Origin of the sequence: Microbacterium sp. Leaf151 (assembly GCF_001424225.1) — a bacterium.
In the GTDB taxonomy this organism is placed as follows: Bacteria; Actinomycetota; Actinomycetes; order Actinomycetales; family Microbacteriaceae; genus Microbacterium.
Map to the genome: position 1 here is coordinate 1,062,712 of NZ_LMOR01000004.1, position 17,166 is coordinate 1,079,877.

The 17,166-nt window shown below is 71.1% G+C and carries 18 protein-coding genes; 8 read left to right on the forward strand and 10 right to left on the reverse strand.

Going from position 1 to position 17,166, the window contains the following annotated elements:
• The first annotated feature begins 51 nt into the window (after nucleotides 1–51).
• From ASF76_RS15610 to ASF76_RS15625, 4 genes are all read left to right on the forward strand, one after another.
• Nucleotides 52–1,452 carry an MFS transporter gene (locus tag ASF76_RS15610; RefSeq protein ID WP_055959632.1) on the forward strand — a complete coding sequence of 467 codons (1,401 nt, stop codon included), beginning with the start codon at nucleotides 52–54 and terminating at the stop codon, nucleotides 1,450–1,452.
• 168 nt (nucleotides 1,453–1,620) lie between these two features.
• Nucleotides 1,621–2,847, forward strand: coding sequence for a D-mannonate dehydratase ManD (manD, locus tag ASF76_RS15615; protein WP_055959633.1), 1,227 nt, complete (start codon nucleotides 1,621–1,623; stop codon nucleotides 2,845–2,847).
• Complete coding sequence (locus tag ASF76_RS15620) at nucleotides 2,837–3,469, forward strand: bifunctional 4-hydroxy-2-oxoglutarate aldolase/2-dehydro-3-deoxy-phosphogluconate aldolase (protein WP_055959636.1); 633 nt, start codon at nucleotides 2,837–2,839, stop codon at nucleotides 3,467–3,469. Before manD ends, ASF76_RS15620 begins: the two co-directional genes overlap by 11 nt.
• A gap of 106 nt (nucleotides 3,470–3,575) precedes the next feature.
• Nucleotides 3,576–4,508: a sugar kinase gene (locus ASF76_RS15625; RefSeq protein WP_055959638.1), complete on the forward strand. Its 933-nt coding sequence runs from the start codon at nucleotides 3,576–3,578 to the stop codon at nucleotides 4,506–4,508.
• A 155-nt stretch (nucleotides 4,509–4,663) separates the two neighbouring features.
• Here ASF76_RS15625 and ASF76_RS15630 read toward each other — a convergent pair whose 3' ends face one another.
• Nucleotides 4,664–5,020: a sterol carrier family protein gene (locus tag ASF76_RS15630; RefSeq protein ID WP_055959641.1), complete on the reverse strand. Its 357-nt coding sequence runs from the start codon at nucleotides 5,018–5,020 to the stop codon at nucleotides 4,664–4,666.
• A 115-nt stretch (nucleotides 5,021–5,135) separates the two neighbouring features.
• Between ASF76_RS15630 and ASF76_RS15635 the strand changes: the two genes are divergently transcribed.
• Entirely contained in the window at nucleotides 5,136–5,852 is a 717-nt protein-coding gene (locus ASF76_RS15635; RefSeq protein WP_055959643.1) for an alpha/beta fold hydrolase, read from the forward strand.
• Between the two features lie 88 nt (nucleotides 5,853–5,940).
• Nucleotides 5,941–7,212 carry a phosphoribosylamine--glycine ligase gene (gene purD, locus ASF76_RS15640; protein WP_055959645.1) on the forward strand — a complete coding sequence of 424 codons (1,272 nt, stop codon included), beginning with the start codon at nucleotides 5,941–5,943 and terminating at the stop codon, nucleotides 7,210–7,212.
• Between the two features lie 35 nt (nucleotides 7,213–7,247).
• On the opposite strand, the gene ASF76_RS15645 is transcribed toward purD, so the two are convergent.
• From ASF76_RS15645 to ASF76_RS15670, 6 genes are all read right to left on the reverse strand, one after another.
• On the reverse strand, nucleotides 7,248–8,531 hold the full coding sequence (locus ASF76_RS15645; protein WP_055959647.1) for a glycosyltransferase: 1,284 nt from the start codon (nucleotides 8,529–8,531) through the stop codon (nucleotides 7,248–7,250).
• A 44-nt stretch (nucleotides 8,532–8,575) separates the two neighbouring features.
• A complete protein-coding gene (locus tag ASF76_RS15650; RefSeq protein ID WP_055959649.1) occupies nucleotides 8,576–9,205 on the reverse strand; it encodes a TetR/AcrR family transcriptional regulator in 630 nt (209 codons plus the stop codon).
• Between the two features lie 9 nt (nucleotides 9,206–9,214).
• A complete protein-coding gene (locus tag ASF76_RS15655) occupies nucleotides 9,215–9,874 on the reverse strand; it encodes a hypothetical protein (RefSeq protein WP_055959650.1) in 660 nt (219 codons plus the stop codon).
• Nucleotides 9,875–9,984: 110 nt separating this feature from the next.
• Nucleotides 9,985–10,440: a MarR family winged helix-turn-helix transcriptional regulator gene (locus tag ASF76_RS15660; RefSeq protein ID WP_055959652.1), complete on the reverse strand. Its 456-nt coding sequence runs from the start codon at nucleotides 10,438–10,440 to the stop codon at nucleotides 9,985–9,987.
• Nucleotides 10,437–10,847 (reverse strand): EVE domain-containing protein, encoded by a 411-nt coding sequence (locus ASF76_RS15665; protein ID WP_055959654.1) that lies wholly within the window; start codon nucleotides 10,845–10,847, stop codon nucleotides 10,437–10,439. The genes ASF76_RS15660 and ASF76_RS15665 overlap by 4 nt, the downstream gene beginning before the upstream one ends.
• Nucleotides 10,844–11,263: an SRPBCC family protein gene (locus ASF76_RS15670; protein WP_055959657.1), complete on the reverse strand. Its 420-nt coding sequence runs from the start codon at nucleotides 11,261–11,263 to the stop codon at nucleotides 10,844–10,846. Before ASF76_RS15670 ends, ASF76_RS15665 begins: the two co-directional genes overlap by 4 nt.
• Before the next feature lie 128 nt (nucleotides 11,264–11,391).
• Here ASF76_RS15670 and ASF76_RS15675 point away from each other — a divergent pair, with 128 nt between their 5' ends.
• Entirely contained in the window at nucleotides 11,392–11,733 is a 342-nt protein-coding gene (locus ASF76_RS15675; RefSeq protein WP_055959659.1) for a TfoX/Sxy family protein, read from the forward strand.
• Between the two features lie 221 nt (nucleotides 11,734–11,954).
• Here ASF76_RS15675 and ASF76_RS15680 read toward each other — a convergent pair whose 3' ends face one another.
• The 3 genes from ASF76_RS15680 to ASF76_RS15690 all read right to left on the reverse strand — a co-directional run bounded on the left by ASF76_RS15680 (nucleotide 11,955) and on the right by ASF76_RS15690 (nucleotide 16,073).
• Complete coding sequence (locus ASF76_RS15680) at nucleotides 11,955–13,529, reverse strand: DHA2 family efflux MFS transporter permease subunit (RefSeq protein WP_055959661.1); 1,575 nt, start codon at nucleotides 13,527–13,529, stop codon at nucleotides 11,955–11,957.
• Nucleotides 13,526–14,149 carry a PadR family transcriptional regulator gene (locus ASF76_RS15685; protein ID WP_055959663.1) on the reverse strand — a complete coding sequence of 208 codons (624 nt, stop codon included), beginning with the start codon at nucleotides 14,147–14,149 and terminating at the stop codon, nucleotides 13,526–13,528. Before ASF76_RS15685 ends, ASF76_RS15680 begins: the two co-directional genes overlap by 4 nt.
• Before the next feature lie 190 nt (nucleotides 14,150–14,339).
• Entirely contained in the window at nucleotides 14,340–16,073 is a 1,734-nt protein-coding gene (locus tag ASF76_RS15690; protein ID WP_055959664.1) for a BCCT family transporter, read from the reverse strand.
• Nucleotides 16,074–16,183: 110 nt separating this feature from the next.
• On the opposite strand from ASF76_RS15690, the gene ASF76_RS15695 reads away from it, so the two are divergent.
• Nucleotides 16,184–17,116, forward strand: coding sequence for a phosphoribosylaminoimidazolesuccinocarboxamide synthase (locus ASF76_RS15695; RefSeq protein ID WP_055959667.1), 933 nt, complete (start codon nucleotides 16,184–16,186; stop codon nucleotides 17,114–17,116).
• Nucleotides 17,117–17,166 lie beyond the last annotated feature (50 nt).

Below are 17,166 nucleotides of genomic sequence, written 5' to 3' on the forward strand. Positions count from 1 at the left end.
CCACCGACACCCGCTGTCACAGACCCGTCATCACTACAAAGGAGTAATCCGATGAGCAGCTCTTCCGCCCCCGGCGTCGACGCCTCGACGTCACCGCCCGTCGCCAAGAGGTCGACCGGCGACCTCGCCCGCGCCGCCGTCTCGGGCTGGCTCGGCACCGCGCTGGAGTTCATGGACTTCCAGCTCTACTCGCTGGCCGCCGCCCTGGTCTTCAGCCAGATCTTCTTCGCCGGAGGGGATGCCGCCATGGCGGTCGTCCTCGCGATGGCGACCTACGGCGTGGGTTACGTGGCCCGCCCCGTCGGCGCGTTCTTCTTCGCCCGCATCGGCGACAAGATCGGCCGCAAGCAGGTGCTCTTCTACACGATCCTGCTCATGGGAGCGGCGACCACCCTCATCGGCGTGCTGCCCACGTACGAGCAGGTCGGCATCCTGGCTCCGATCCTGCTGGTGATCCTGCGTCTGGCGCAGGGCTTCGGTGCGGGGGCCGAGATCTCGGGCGCGGGCGTCATGCTCGCCGAGTACGCCCCCGATAACCGTCGCGGCGTCGTCGCCTCGCTGGTCGCCCTCGGCACCAACTGCGGAACCCTCTTCGCCTCGGGCATCTGGGCGATCCTGCTCGCCGTGATGATGGAGAGCGACGTCATCGCGTGGGGCTGGCGCATCCCCTTCATCGGCAGCGCCGTGATCATGCTCTTCGCCCTGTGGGTGCGCTTCAACCTCAAGGAGAGCCCGGTCTTCGAGGAGCGCACCGACGTCGTCGACGGCAAGGCGCTCTCGCGCGCCGAGCTGGAGCGCGTGGCGACCGAGACCAACGACGTCCGCACGCTGGAGTCGCTGCAGAAGAAGCCTCTGAAGGCCATCCTCGTGTCGTTCTTCCTGCGCTTCGGCCAGGCCGGCAACTCCGGCATCGTGCAGACCTACCTCATCTCGTTCATCACGATCACCCTCGCGATCTCGAAGGAGGTCGGCCCCGAGATCGTCATCGTGTCGTCGCTGATCGGCTTCATCACGATCCCCCTCGTCGGGTTCCTCGGCGACAAGGTCGGTCGCCGCCGGATGTACATCGTGATGTCGTCGCTGTCGCTCGTGCTGATCGTCCCGACCCTGCTGTTGATCAACTCCCGCGAGGTGGGCTGGATCTTCGTCGGCTACGCGCTGATCCACAACATCTCGGTGCTGGGTCTGGCATCGATGGAGAACATCTCGATCCCCGAGATCTTCGGTGCCCGCAACCGGTACACCCTCACCGCCGTCGTCCGCGAGGTCGCCGCCATCATCGCCACGGGCATCGGCCCGGTCGTCGCCGCCGCATGGGTGGCCGCCGCGACCGGCAGCATCATCCCGATCATGGTGCTCATGGGCATCTTCACGGCGTCCGCCCTGGTCGCCGCGATCGTCGCACCCGAGTGGACCGGCCGCGACCTGCGGGATCCCCGCCCCGCGATGTGATCCGACGGGGCTTCCTCCGGGGAGCCCCGTCACCCGGCGGGCCGCGCAGCCCGCGTCCGGGTGGGCTCGTGACGGCGGGCCCGCCCGGTATCCCTCCCTCTCACGGTCGTTGCACGCGCCTCACGGCCGGATGCCGACCCGCCCCACCTCTCGACCAGGAAGTCCCTCATGAGCATCGCCTCCGTCGACGTCATCGTCACCAGCCCCGGACGCAACTTCGTCACCCTCAAGATCACCACGAGCGACGGCGTCGTCGGATGGGGGGATGCCACCCTCAACGGCCGCGAGCTGTCGGTGGCGTCGTACCTCTCCGACCACCTCGCCTCGATGCTGATCGGCCGCGACGAGGACCGCATCGAAGACACCTGGCAGTACCTCTACCGGGGCGCCTACTGGCGCCGCGGCCCCGTCACGATGGCCGCGATCGCCGCGGTCGACATGGCGCTGTGGGACATCAAGGCCAAGAAGGCCGGGATGCCGCTGTACCAGCTGCTCGGAGGCGCGAGCCGCGACGGCGTCCGCGTGTACGCGCACGCCTCGGGGACCGACTTCGAGGCCCTGGCCAACGCCATCACGGGCTACCGCGAGCTCGGCTTCACCGCCGTGCGCGTACAGACCGGCGTTCCCGGCCTCGGCCAGATCTACGGCGTCTCGGCCGCCGGCCCGGGTGTGCGCTACGACTACGAGCCCGCGAAGCGCTCCGGTGACCGCCCGGCCGAGGAGACCTGGGACACCCGCCAGTACCTCAACCACATGCCCGGGATCTTCTCGAAGATCCGCGAGCAGTTCGGTACCGACCTGCGCATCCTCCACGACGGTCACCACCGCATGTCGCCGATCGAGGCGGCGCGCTTCGCGAAGGACGTGGAGCCCTACGACCTGTTCTGGCTCGAGGACGCCACCCCCGGCGAGGACCAGACGGCGCTGCGCCTCATCCGCCAGCACTCGACGACGCCGCTCGCGATCGGCGAGGTGTTCAACACCGTGTACGACTATCAGACGCTCATCACGGAGCGCCTCATCGACTACGTCCGCTCGGCCGTCACCCACACCGGCGGCATCACCGCGATGAAGAAGCTGCTCGACTTCGCCGCGATCTACGGCATCCGCTCCGGCATCCACGGTCCCACCGACATCTCCCCCGTCGGCATGGCGGCGGCCCTGCACCTGGACCTCGCGATCCACAACTTCGGCATCCAGGAGTACATGCCGCACAACGAGCAGACGCTCGAGGTGTTCCAGACCTCCTTCACCTTCGACAGGGGGTTCCTCCACCCGGGCGACCAGCCCGGTCTCGGCGTGGAGCTCGACGAGGAGGCCGCCGGCGCATTCGAGTACACCAAGGCCTACCTGCCCGTGAACCGCCTGCTCGACGGGACCGTCCATGACTGGTGAGCTTCCCACCCGCACCGTCTCGTCGAAGCTCGTCGTGGTCGCCCGCGCGTCCGCGGCCTCGGACTACGCTCCGGTGCTCGCCGCACTCGCGGACGCGGGTGTGCAGAGCGTCGAGCTGACCCTCACGACGCCGGGCACGTTCGACGCCTTCGCCGAGCTGCGCGGGTCCTTCGACGGCGACCTCGGCATCGGCACGGTCACGAACCTGGACCAGCTCGAGCGGGCGATCGCCGTCGGCGCCGACTACGTCGTCACCCCGATCACCTCGACCACCCTCGTCGAGCGCGCGGTCGCCGCCGGCATGCCGATCGTCCCGGGAGGGCTCACTCCCACCGAACTGTTCGCCTCGTGGTCGGCGGGCGCCTCGGCGGTCAAGGTGTTCCCGGCCGGCCAGGTCGGCCCCGGCTACCTCAAGGATCTGCGCGGTCCCTTCCCCGACATCGCCGTCGTCCCCTCCGGAGGGGTGGATGCTGACGGCGCGGCCGCGTGGCTGGCGGCGGGCGCGGTGGCGGTCAGCGTCGGCGGGCCGTTGCTGGGCGACGCGTTCCGGGGCGGCGATCTGGGCGCGTTGCGCGCGAGGGCCGAGCGGTTCGTCGAGGTGTGCGCGGGGGTCTCGGCGTGAGTGGTGTCTCCCCGGCGGGTCGGGCCTGCACCGCCACCTCGGCGGTCGGCCGTCCCGGCGTCGCGCGCGCGGCTGCGAGGTCGGCCCGCGACACGGGTGACGACGCATGACCCGCGTCGTCACCCTCGGCGAGACGATGGCGCTCGCCCGCACCACCGAGATCGGGTCGCTCCGGCACGCCGCGGGCCTCGCGCTCGGCATCGGCGGGGCCGAGAGCAACGTCGCCGTCGGATTGCGGCGCCTCGGGGTCGACACCTCCTGGCTCGGCCGCGTGGGCGACGACCCCCTCGGCGAGCGCATCGCGCGAGAGCTGCGCGGAGAAGGCCTCGACGTGCACGCGCTCGTCGACGACGGAGCGGCGACGGGCCTGATGCTGAAGGAGCGTCCGTCTGCGGCATCCACCGCGGTCCACTACTACCGGCGCGGCTCGGCCGGCTCGCGCCTCGCGCCCTCCGACATCCCCGCCGCATGGATCGAGGATGCCGACCTGCTCCACGTGACCGGCATCACCCCGCTGCTGTCGACCACGGCACACGACGCGGTGCTCGCCGCCGTCGATCGTGCCCGCGACGCCGGCGTGCCGGTGAGCTTCGACGTGAACTACCGCTCCGCGCTGGCGGCCCCCGACGTCGCCGGGCCCCTCCTGCGCGAGATCGCCGAGCGCGCGACGCTGGTCTTCGGCGGCGTGGAGGAGTTCGCCCTGCTGACCCCGGATGCCGCGGAATCGCTGCTCGTCGCCGGCGTCGCGCAGGTCGTGGTCAAACGCGGTCCCGCGGGGGCGGCGGTCTTCACCGACACCGGCCTCACCGAGGCGCTCGGCTTCGTCATCGACCCCCTCGACACCGTCGGCGCCGGAGACGCGTTCGTCGCCGGCTACCTCAGCGCCCACCTCGAGGGACTCGATGTCGCCGACACGCTCGTGCGCGCCAACGCCTGCGGCGCCATGGCGTGCCTCGTGCCCGGCGACTGGGAGGCGGCCCCGACCCGCCGCGACCTGGTGCGGTTCCTCGCCGGCGGCGGCGACCCGGTTCAGCGCTGAGGAGGGCGCACCCCTCGGCGCTCCGCGAGGACGCATCCGTTCGTCGAGACCGCACGTGTTCGTCCGCAATACCGTGCGGCCTCGGCGAACGAATGCGGTCTCGGCGCCCACCGGTGGCGTCTCGGCGCGAGCGGGGGGGCGGCAGGAGGGCGGGCCTAGGGCCGCAGCGGCAGCAGCGCGCTGATGTCGGCGCGCACGCCGGAGGCGACGATGCGGCCCGCGGTCGTGGCATCCGCCCAGTGCTCCTGACCCGTGGCGACGGCGATCCAGGTGGCGGCGTCGGTCTCGACGACGTTGGGCGGGGTGCCTCGCGTGTGGCGGGGGCCCTCGATCACCTGCACGGCGCCGAAGGGCGGCACGCGCATCTCGACCGAGTTGCCGGGCGCCTTCTCGACCAGCAGCTGCAGTAGGTAACGCACCGCTGTGGCGGTCGCCGGGCGCGGGGCGTCTCCGGCGGCGACGGCGGCCAGGGCTGCGCGGCCGTCTCCGGTCTCGATACGGCGGGGAGGCATGGCATCCACGCTACCCGCGGCGCACGCGGGTCGCCGGGTCGCGTACCCGCATCCGCCACGTCGCGCCTGCCGCGCGGCGCCGCGCGCGCCGACGACGGAGTGCCACCCTGAGGGCGTGACGACCTGGGTCCTGGTGCACGGCACCCCGCTGAGCCCCGCGGTGTGGGACGGGGTGTCGTCGCGGCTCACGGACCAACCCGTCGTCTGCCCCGACGTGTCGCACCTGCCCGACGGCGTCGACGTCCAGGCCACGGTGGCCGGTCGCCTCGCTCCCTCGCTGCCGCCGGGCCGCTGGGATCTCGTCGGTCACTCATTCGGCGGACAGATCGTGCTCGAGTTGGCACTGGCGCAGCCCGAGCGGGTCCGCTCGCTGACGGTGCTGTGCAGCCGCGACACCCCGTTCCCCGCCTTCGCGGCGGTCGCCGACGCGGTCGCTGCCGGGAAGGGACCGACCGTCGAGGCGGGTCTGGCGCGCTGGTTCGTCCCCGCGGAGCTGGCGGCTCACGGCGACGCGGTCGCCCGTGCGGCAGCCGACCTCACGGTCGCTCACCGCGCGCCGCGGGACTGGGCACGCGCACTGCGCGCCATCTCCACGTTCGACCGAGCCGCCGAGGCCGCGACGCTCGACGTCCCCGTCACCCTTCTCGCGCAGAGGCACGACGGGGTCTCGACGCCCGAGGTCATGGCGGCGTTCGCCGGGCGTCTGCCGCGAGCCGTCCTCCACGTCGGCGACGGCGCGCACATGTCGCCGTTCGTCGATCCCGCGCAACTGACGCGTTCGCTCGTCTCGTTCCGCGACGACGCCTGCACCCGTGGCGGTCCCCGGCGGTGACTGTCCACCACGCGCCGCATTGCTTCAGCGGTCGCGGCGTGTCCTGGACGCTCGAGGAGGCCCGTCGCGGGCTCGATAGGCTGGCCGCGTGAGAATCCTGGTCCTCGGTTCGGGCGCGCGCGAGCACGCCATCATCCTCGCCCTGCGCTCTGAAGAGGAGTCGCACGCGATCTTCGCCTCGCCCGGCAACGCCGGCATCGCCCGCGAGGCGCACCTGGTCGACCTCGATCCGCTCGATCCCACGGCCGTGCTCGAGTTCGCCAAGGCCGAGGCCGTCGACCTGGTCATCGTGGGCCCCGAGGCGCCCCTCGTCGCCGGCGTCGCCGATCCGCTGCGCCAACACGGCATCCCCGTGTTCGGTCCCGGCAAGGCCGCGGCGCAGCTCGAGGGCTCGAAGACGTACGCGAAGCGCATCATGGATGCCGCGGGCGTCCCCACCGGACGCTCCGCGCGCGCAGGCGACCTGGCATCGGTCGAAGCGGCCCTCGACGAGTACGGCGCCCCGTACGTGGTCAAGGCCGACGGCCTGGCCGCGGGCAAGGGCGTCATCGTCACCTCCGATCGCGGCGCCGCCATCGCGCACGCCGAGACCTATCTGCCCACCGGCGCCGTGCTGATCGAGGAGTTCCTCTCCGGCCCCGAGGTGTCGCTCTTCTTCCTCAGCGACGGCGACCACGTCGCACCCCTCAGCCCCGCGCAGGACTTCAAGCGCCTGCGCGACGGCGACGAGGGCCCCAACACCGGCGGCATGGGCGCCTACTCGCCGCTGCCGTGGCTCACCGACCGCTTCGGCGGCGAAGCCGAGTTCGTCGACCACGTCACCCGTGCGATCGCCGAACCGGTGATCCGACAGATGGATGCCGAGGGCACCCCCTTCATCGGACTGCTCTACGCGGGACTCATCCTCACCGAGCAGGGCGTGAAGGTCATCGAGTTCAACGCCCGATTCGGCGATCCCGAGACGCAGGTCGTGCTCCCCCGCCTGGTCGACCCGCTGTCGCGGCTGCTGCTGGCCGCTGCCTCGGGCACACTCGAGGATCAGCCCCGCCCCGCGTTCGCCGAGGCGACCGCGGTCACGGTCGTGCTCGCGAGCGAGGGCTACCCCGAGGCGCCGCTCACCGGTCGAGTGCTGACGGGCATCGACGAGGCCGAAGAGGTCGACGGCGTACACGTCGCCCACGCCGCCACGGCGCTCCGCGACGGCGAGCTCGTCGCCACCGGCGGACGCGTGCTCAGCGTCGTCGCCACCGGCACGACGTTCGCCGAGGCGCGCACCGCGGCCTACGCCGGGCTCGAGCGCATCGGCCTCGAGGGCGGGCAGTACCGCACCGACATCGCCGCGCGCGTCGTCGAGGCCTGACACCGGGGGTCTCGGCGCTCCTGCGCGGAGCGAGATCAGCGGCGGCGGGCGGCGAGCAGCTGCTCGACGTCGTCGACGAGCCCGGGGGCGCCGGGAGCGACCGCGATCGCGTCGCCGATACGGCGGGCGCGGGCTGCATAGCCATCGTCGGCGAGGATGCGCTGGACGGCCGTGCGGACGGCATCCGGAGTCGGACGCCCCGTCCGCAGGTTGACGCCCACCCGGGCGTGCTGCACGCGCGCGGAGGTCTCGACCTTGTCTTCCGAGTCGCCGGCGATCACGATCGGCACGCCGTGGCGCATCGCATGGTGAAGGCCCCCGTAGCCGCCGTTGGTGACCAGCACGCTCGTGCGGGCGAGCAGGTCGTCGTAGGGCAGGTAGCTCGCGGCGAAGGCGTTGTCGGGGAGCGCGGGCAGGGTGTCGACGTCGCGACCGCCGGTGGTCACCGCCACCTGCACGGGCAGGTCGGCCAGCGCCGCGAGCGTCGGCTCGATCACCTCGGTGTAATCGGTGTTCGCGACCGTTCCCTGCGTGACGTGCACGAGCGGCAGGGTCGGGTCGAGGTCGTCGAACCACGCCGGCGCCGCAACGGGATGGGCGGTGGCCGAGACCATGGGACCGTAGAACCGGAGGGCGGCCGGGGCGTCGCGGCGGGCGTATTCGAACTCCTGCACCGTGAACTGCGCGAGCAGGTCGCTGCGCGAGAGGACGTCCATGAAGAACGCGCCGTTCAGGGGCGGCGCGCCGACCCCCGCGAGGAAGCGGTCGAGCGAGCGGTGCACGGGACGCAGCACCGTCTTGGCCGTCACCCCGAGCACGCCGTTGCGCAGGCGGTTGAGCGTGGGGTGCCGCAGCGGCGTGATGCCGAGCCCGTACGGGGCCGTGTCACGGCTGGAGAAACCCGCCGGCCCGATGCCGCACATCACCGTGAGGGGGCGCTGAGAGCGCGGCCGTGCGAACAAGGTCTGCACGCCGAGGAAGGTCATGTCGTGCAGCACCACGTCGGCGGGTTCGTCGCGCAAGATCTGCTCGAGGGCGGCCGCCGCTGGAGCCGCGGGGTCGACGAAGGCGCGCTCGACGCCGCGGTTGATGGTCGCGAGCCCGCGATCGCGTTCGTCGGCGCCGATCCCGTCCAGCGTGTCCGCCTCGGCCGGAAGAGGGAGGAACAGGATGCCGGCCTGCTCCACCATCCGCCGGTACCGCGACCCGGTGAGCAGGCGCACGCGCCACCCGCGCCGCTGCAGCTCCTGCGCGACGACGAGGAGCGGGCCCACGTGGCCTGTGGCGGGCATGCTGCACAGCAGGGCGGAGAGTGTCATGTCTGCGTCTTTCGAGGATGACCCTGTCCGCCGAGGGGCGGGGTCTAGGCGAGGTTGTCGGAGAGGTGGACGAGCTGCGCGGTCAGCCAGGTGCGGTAGGCGGCGATGTCCCACCCGCGGGCCACGGTGAGGTGCGTCCACGGATCCGGGCCGGTGATGAGCCCCAGGACGTCGGCGGCGACGTCGAGCTGGTCGACGCGGATGCGGTCGCGCTGCTGGAACCAGCCCGCGGCGATGGTCATGTCGCGGTGGCGGCGCATCTCGAGGTCGAGGTAGGCGGCGCGCACCTCCGGGTCGCTGTCGGCGGCGGCCACCATCGCGCGCACGATCGCCGCCGAGCGCTGATTGGCGTCGATGAGAAAATCCACGTACCGGGTGATCGCGGTATCGGTGTCGGGCTCGCCCATGATCGCGACGATTTCGGGGCGCTCGGCGAGCGAGTGCCTCCCCTCGTCTCCCGCGAACGTGCGCTCGAACGCCGCGATGAGCAGGGCGTGCTTGGGCCCGTTCAGGTGCACCGTGGGAACCGACACCCCCGCCTCGGCCGCGATCGCCTTGATCGAGGTGGCGACGTACCCGTCGCGGACGAAGAGCCGGGCCGCCGCCTCGACGATCGTCGCGCGGGTTTCGGCTGCGTCGGCCTGCCGTCGGGGAGAGTGGTAGCTACGGGGCACGGGAGAACGCTACTTCGCCGCCGCGACCGTCGATCGGAAGATCACGAGCCCCGCGACGATCTGCGCGCCGGTGGAGACGAAGTACATCGCGTTCGACAGCGCCTCGATGGTGCTGAGGTTGAGCACGGCGCCGAGCGCGAAGCCGACGAGAGCCAGCACCAAGACGGCCCCGCGTGCCGCGCCCGTCAGAACCCCGGCGCGGACGATGACGATGCCGCCGACCAGCAGGGCGATGCCCTGCACGGCGCTCATGGCGAACAGGAACGCCATCGCCCCATCGGTGAACACGGCGGACGGCAGCAGGTAGGCCGTGACGAGGTACATGCTCTGGTTCGCGAGGAACAGAGCCCCAAACCCGAGAAGCGCGACCTTGCCCACGAGAGACGAGCCGACGGCGCCCTCTCCGTCGCCTCGGCCCAGCGCGAGCGGGACCATCGCCGCGACGTGGGCGAGCGTGCTCGCGAGGAAGAGCACCCAGAAGGCCGTCGCCGGCCCGGACTCGGTGGCGACGTCGGCGGTGAGCTCGATCGCGGTCGCCGCGGTGAGCAGAGCCCCGCCGACGGCGATCAGGATGCCGGCGGTTCGGGCCCACCGCGGGCGGGGGCCGATCGTCGCGGCGTCGCTCGCGACGGCGGTGGGGGTGGTGATGTGCGGGGCGGAGGTGGTCATGGATGCTCCTGCGAGTGACCGGGATCGGACGGCGGCTCGTTTTCACTATAGCGGCGTATAAATGAATATGGAACCGCCCGCCACGACTCACCGACGATCGTGTCGCGGCCTCAGGACTGCAGCCGGCGCAGGACGTCGGCAAGATGACCGGCGAGCGGGCTGGGATCGCCCGCCCGATCCCCGAACGCCGCCTCATCCACGTCCTCGACGGCGTTATTGGCCGCCCGCGCCCGCTCGCACCCCTCGGCGGTGGCACGCACGCGAATGGCGCGGCGGTCCGCGGCATCCGGATGCCGTTCGACGAGACCGCGCTCGGCGAGCGCCCGGACGACTTGCGACACCATCATCGGGTCGGCGCCCGCGCGGTGACTCAACTCGGCCTGGGTCATTCCTTCAGCGGTGTCGCCCCAGGTGAGCACCGCCAGCAGGACGAACTGCACGTGCGTCAGCTCATGCGGGGCGAGCGCTCGACGGATCGCGGCCTGCCACCGGTTCGTCACCTGCCACAACAAGAACCCGGGACTCACATCGCCGGTCGGGAAGCGGCTGTCGAGGGGGTTCGTCATCTCTCGATCATCGCGTGCTCGATGACGTCGGCGTCGGCCGGCGCGATCTCGACAAGACCGCGCCGGAGTTGATACCCCCAGTTCGGCTCGGCGGTCAGAGCGAGCCGGCCCCGCAGGTCGGCGACGGCGACGGGTCGCGCCGCTCGATACGTCACCGCCCGACGGAACGGACGGAAGTCCCCCTCGTCGGCCTGCCAGATCTCCCCCTCGTCCACGCGTCCGATGGCGGTGAACTCCCGCAGTTTCGCGGTATCGCCGAGGCGGTGCACCGGCGAGTAATAGATGAGCGTGTCGCCCGGCCGCATGCGGGCGAGCCCGGGGCGTTTGCCGTGGCCGATCTGGGCGATACCGAGCGCGACACCGCGCGCGACGTGCTCCGCGGACGCAACGCCGATCCAGGCGGTCATCGGCCTTCCACCACGGCGACGAGCCGGTCGAGATCGGCGGGAACCGACTGCTCGAAGCCGGCGAACGCGGTGCGCGCCCACAGCCCCGACAGCGGACCGTCGATCGTCACTTCGGCGGTGACACGAGACCCCCCGGCGGTGGGCTCGACGCCGTGACGGAACGTCAGTCGGGCTCCCGGCATCCGTGTGACATCGGTGTAGACACGGTCGGCCTCGAGCTCGGCGACGACGAACCTCACGCGCGGTCCGCCCTCGGGCTTCAGGATGCCGCGACTGCCCTGCGCGACCGGGTGCGCGATGCGCACCCACTCGGTGTCGGGCGACCATTCCCGCCACGTGTCGTGGTCGACCCACCGGGCGAAGAACGAGGCGGGAGAAGCGGAGGATTCGCGGACGGCGGAGGCGAGGGTGCGCATGTCTTTAGTATGCGCGCATACTACTTTCTGGGCAAGGCGCCATCCGCGCCCGTCGCATACGCACGAACCCCGTCGCCGTCACCTTCGCCCTCTGGCCCGGGCCTCCCCTCGCCGCTAGCGTGTGGGCCATGGTCGACAGGGATGCCATGGCCCGCGGCCGCGAGATCTTCGATCCGATCGCGGAGCGACAGTGTGAGCTGCGCGGCGTCGACATCGGGCGGATGTTCGGCACTGAGGGACTCCGCGTGCGCGGCAAGGTCTACGCCTTCATCGTGCACAACGGCTCGCTCGTGGTGAAACTGCCGGAGGAGCGCATCGGCGAGATCGTCGACGAAGGTGTGGCCGCGCCCATGATCATGCGCGGGCGGCCACTGCGCGAGTGGGCGGAGGTGCCCCTCGACGCGGGCGCCGACCGATGGCAGAGCCTCATCGACGAGGCCCGCGCGTTCGTCGACGAGATCACGCCGTAGCCCCGAGCGGCGACAGCGCCGGGCGTCACCGCCGCTGAACCGTGCCCCGCGGAGGAGATGCGGCGAGCGGAGGACCGCCGGCCCGGCATCCATCCTCCCCCCCGCCGCGCCTCCTCCCCTCGTCACCGCCGCGACCCGTCCGACGCGAGCGCCTGGCCACTGGGCGCAAACGACGAACGCCGCCGCCCCACGCGGGGACGACGGCGTTCAGGGTCGGAGCGCTACTCGCCCGCGGCGGCCGGTGCGGCCTGTGCCTGTGCGGCCGGGGCCGCGTCGCGCGGAGCGCCGTGCGGCCGGATCACCGAGGGGCGCCGCATGAACAGCACCGCGATCAGACCCACGCCGATCACGATGATCGGCAGCACGAGCGACTGACCCATCGCCTCGGAGAATCCGCCGACGATCTGCGGTGGAAGCGTTCCGGTTCCGAAGCTCGCCCCGGCATCGCCCGCCCCGGGCAGGTTGGCCTCGAGCCGCGCCTGCATGAAAGCGGCGATGGATGCCGAACCGATCACCGATCCGACGGTGCGGGTGGTGTTGTAGATGCCGGCGCCGGCGCCCGCCTGGCGCGGCGGGAGGTTGCGCGTCGCGGTGGTCGCGAGGGGACCCCACATGCCGGCGTTTCCGATGCCCATGAAGACGGAGGGGATGAGGAACATCCAGATCGGCGCGTCGTTCAGGATGAGCGCGACGTAGATGCCCAGCGCTCCGCCGACGAGCAGCAGACCCGGCACGAGCAGGAACCGCGGGTCGGTGCGATCGAGCAGCTTGCCGGCGAAGGGGGCGAGCACGCCCGAAAGGATGGCGAGCGGGATGAGCAGCAGCGCCGACTCGGTCGGGGTGAGTCCACGGGCGAGCTGCAGGTAGAACATCTGCGGGAGCGCCATGCTCGTCACGGTGAAGCCGACGGCCGCGATGGCGAGGTTCGCGATCGAGAAGTTGCGGTCGCGGAAGAGGTCGAGCGGCACGAGCGGCTCGCCCTTGCTGCGCGCCTGGGTCCAGATGAACAGCGCCATCACGGCGATGCCCGCCGCGACCATCGCCCAGATCCACGCGGCCCACGAGTAGTGCTCGCCCTCCTGCAGACCGAACACGATGAGGAACAGGCCGACGGCACTGAGCACCACTCCGACGATGTCGAACTTGTGCGCCGTGCGCGGCAGCTGCGGCACGAGGATGACGGCGGCGATGAACCCGATGATGCCGACGGGGATGTTGATGAAGAAGATCCACTCCCACCCGAGGCCGTCGACGAGCAGGCCGCCCGCGAGCGGACCGACGAGGGTGGCGACACCCGCGGTCGCGCCCCACAGGCCCATGGCCGCTCCGCGGTTCTGCGGCGGGAAGGTGCGGGTGATGACGGCCATCGTCTGCGGCGTCATCATCGCCGCTCCCAGGCCCTGCACGGCGCGGGCGGCGATCAGCATCTCGAGCGAGGGGGCGAGACCGCAGGCGAGCGAGGCGATGGTGAAGAGCGCGAGGCCGATGAGGTAGATGTTCTTCGGGCCGAAGCGGTCGCCGAGGCGGCCGGTGATGAGCAGCGGAACGGCGTAGGTCAGCAGATAGGCGCTGGTGACCCACACCACGTTGTCGAGGTTGCCCGTGTTCGGGTCGAGGGCCGCCTTGATGGCGGGGTTCGCCACCGACACGATCGTGGTGTCGACCAGGATCATGAAGAACCCGATGACGAGCGCCCAGAGAGCGGGCCACGGGCTGCGTTCGGCGGTGCGGGTGGACCCGGTGCGGGTCGACCCGGTGGGGGTGGATGCCGCGGAGGCGGCGCGGGAGTCGGTCATGGGGTGGTCTCCTTCGAGACGTGACGCTTGTTCTTGATGTGCTCGGGGATCTCGGCGATGCCCCAGGCGAGGGAGCGGTCGGCGAGGCGCGCGCGCAGGGAGTCCTGCCACGCGAGTTCGGCGTCGAGCAGAGCGGATTGTCGCTGCAGCTCGACGAGGAATTGCTCGGGGGTCTCGCGCTGGGTCGCCCCGGCGAGTCCCGTGCGGTGCTCGCCCACCGAGGCGACGAGCAGGGCACGGCGCTGGTCGAGCAGGGCGACGACCTCGTCGCGCTCGAGGTTGTGCGCCTCCGAGAGGGCGACGCGGAAGTCGCTCGCGCGGTCGATCTGGGGCAGCTCGGCGCGCACCCACTCCTCCACAGCCTGGCGGCCTGCGGGACGCAGCGTGTAGGTCGTGCGCTCGGGGCGGTTGCCGTCGCGGTCGACGCCGACCTCGGCGAGCAGGCCGTCACGCTCGAGGCGGGCGACCGTGTGGTATATCGTGCCCTTCTGCAGGGGGACCAGGCGGTCGTCGCGACGCTCCTTCAGCAGGCGCACCATCTCATAGGTGTGCATGTCGGCTTGGCGCAGGGTCGCGAGGATCATGACCGCGATCGGGGTGAGGCGGAGGGGCTGCGGCATCCGTCCTCCTCGTGGTCCGTGTCGACTAGTCCACGTGGACTATACGCCTATTCCGGACGGCACGCGAACCCCCGCGCAGACCCGTTGAACGTCCGGAACACGCCGCGTCGCACAAGCACACACGGCGTGTTCTGGACACTCGACAGGGGGGTGGGCGTGGGAGAGGGAGGGGTGCGCGGAGGGGACGGCGTCAGGACTGCGGCGACGACGGCGCCTCGGGCCGCACGGGCGGAGACGCGTTCGGGTCCGCCCGTCGCTGACCCCACCGCACCGGGATGCCGAAGATGCCGCGTTGGTTGGGTTCCTCGACCTCGAGCCCGTAGTGCTCGCCGATCGAGTCGCGCAGCTGCGCTCGCTCGGCCTTGTCGTACGCGCGCAGCTCGCGCCGGAAGGCCACGACCGTGGCCCAGCAGATGGCGAGCAGGACGAGACTGAACGGCAGGGCGATGCTGATCGCCGCCGCCTGCAGCGCGGTGAGACCGCCCGCCAGGAGCAGCGCGAACGCGATGAGCGAGGTCGCGAGGGTGAAGAAGACGCGCACCCAGCGCTTGGGCTCCTCCTCGCCGCCCGTGGCGATCATGCCCATGACCAGCGCGCCGGAGTCCGCGGAGGTGACGAAGAAGATCCCGATCAGCACGAGGAAGCCGATCGACAGGAATACTGCGCCGGGCACCCCCTGCAGCATCTGGAAGAGCGCCGTCGACACGTTGACCGAGCCGTCCGCACCGACGAGGCTCACGGTTCCGGTCAGCTCGCCGTAGATGGCCGTGCCGCCGAGCACGGTGAACCACAGGATGCCGACGAGCGTGGGCACCAGGATCACCCCGGTGACGAACTCCCGCACCGTGCGACCGCGCGAGATGCGCGCGATGAAAATACCGACGAAGGGGGCCCACGAGATCCACCAGCCCCAATAGAACGACGTCCACGTCCCCTGCCAGGCGACGCCGTCTTCGCCCGAGTACGCGCTCGTGGTGAAGGAGAGTCCGACGAAGTTCTGGATGTAATTGCCGATCGACTGCACCACATCGCGCAGGAGGAACTCGGTGGGCCCGGTGAACAGCAGGTACAGCATCAGCACACCGGCGAGGACGAGGTTGATGTTCGACAGCCACTTCATGCCCTTGCCGACGCCGGAGAGCACCGAGAAGAGCACGAAGCCGGTGATGATGCCCACGATGATCGCCTCGCTGATCACCGACGGAGACACGATGCCCAGGTAGTCCAGACCGGCGCTGATCTGGATGACGCCGAGACCGAGCGACGTCGCGACACCGAACAGCGTGCCCACGAGAGCCGCGACGTCGACCGCGTTGCCCCATGCTCCCTGCACGAGGCGCGCGCCGAGGATGGGTTCGAGCGCCCAGCGGATCGTGCGAGGACGCTTGCGGCGATGGAAGGCGTAGGCGAGTGCGAGACCGATCACGACGTAGATCGACCACGCATGGACGCCCCAGTGCAGGAACGTCTGCGACATCGCCTGCTGCGCGAGCTGGTTCGGGGTGCCCTCGACGCCCGGGCGCGGCTCGACGAAGTGGCTGAGCGGCTCGCTGACCCCGTAGAACACCAGACCGATGCCCATTCCCGCCGCGAACAGCAGCGAGAACCACGACATCGTCGAGAACTCCGGTTCGTCGTCGTCCTGGCCGAGCTTGATGTTGCCGAATCGGCTGAATCCCATGGCGAGGGCGAACACGACGAAGAACGCGGCGATCAGCACGTAGTACCAGTTGAACGCCGAGACGATCGAGGTCTGCACGGCACCGAAGGTCGCCTCCGCGGCGTTCGGGAAGAGCAGGGCGAAGGCGATGAAGGCCAGGGCGATGGCCGCAGCGGGCCAGAAGACCCAGCCGCGGATGGTCGAGTGGCGGCTCCCCGCGTGGGGGTCGATGGATGCCGCGGTGTCGGGGGCTGCCTCGGTCATTTTTCCAGGGTAGCCAGGGGGCCGCCGGCGGCCGGCGGGCGGGCGCCCGAGCGAGCGGTGTGGCACAATCCGCGCCGGTGCCGACCCTCCGCACCCGCAATAATGAGCGGGTGACCTTCGCTCCCCCGCTCGAGCTCCCCGGTTGGCGCCACATCTATTCCGGCAAGGTGCGCGACCTCTACGTCCCCGCCGACACCCGCGACGAGGCGGCTCCTGCGCACCTGCTCGTCGTGGCGAGCGACCGCGTCAGCGCGTTCGATCACGTGCTCTCCCCCGGCATCCCCGGCAAGGGCGCGCTCCTGACGACACTGAGCCTGTGGTGGTTCGACCAGCTCGCCGGCGCCGACGGGGGTCGCGGCATCCCGAATCACCTCGCTCCCGACCACGCGCTCGCAGGCGACGACACGGTGGAGCTGATCCCGGATGCCGTGCAAGGGCGCGCGATGCTCGTCCGCTCGCTCGACATGCAACCGATCGAGTGCGTCGTGCGGGGCTACCTGACCGGCTCGGGCTGGGCCGAGTACCGCGCAGAGGGCACGGTGTGCGGCATCCCCCTCCCCGAGGGGCTCGAAGACGGCGACCGCCTGCCGGAGCCGCTCTACACCCCCGCCTTCAAGGCCCCGATGGGCGAGCACGACGAGAACATCACGTTCGAGAGGTCGGTCGAGCTCGTCGGCGCCGACACGGCGACGGCGCTGCGCGATGCGTCGCTGGAGATCTATCGCCGCGCCTCCGCGACCGCCGAGGCGCACGGGCTGATCCTCGCCGACACGAAGTTCGAGTTCGGCTTCGACGCGGACGGCGTGCTGACGCTGGCCGATGAGGTGCTGACGTCGGACTCGTCCCGGTACTGGGATGCCGAGGCCTGGCGCACCGGCACCACCCCCGCCGAACGCATGGCGAGCTTCGACAAGCAGATCGTGCGCAACTGGCTGTCGGAGAACTGGGACAAGCAGGGCGAACCGCCCGCACTCCCCGCTGAGATCGTCGAGCGTACGCGCGAGCGCTACGCGACGCTCTTGCGCCTGCTCACGGCGTCCTGACCCGCCTTCCCGCGCCGGCGCGTCGCCGAGACGACCCGCTTTCGTCGAGC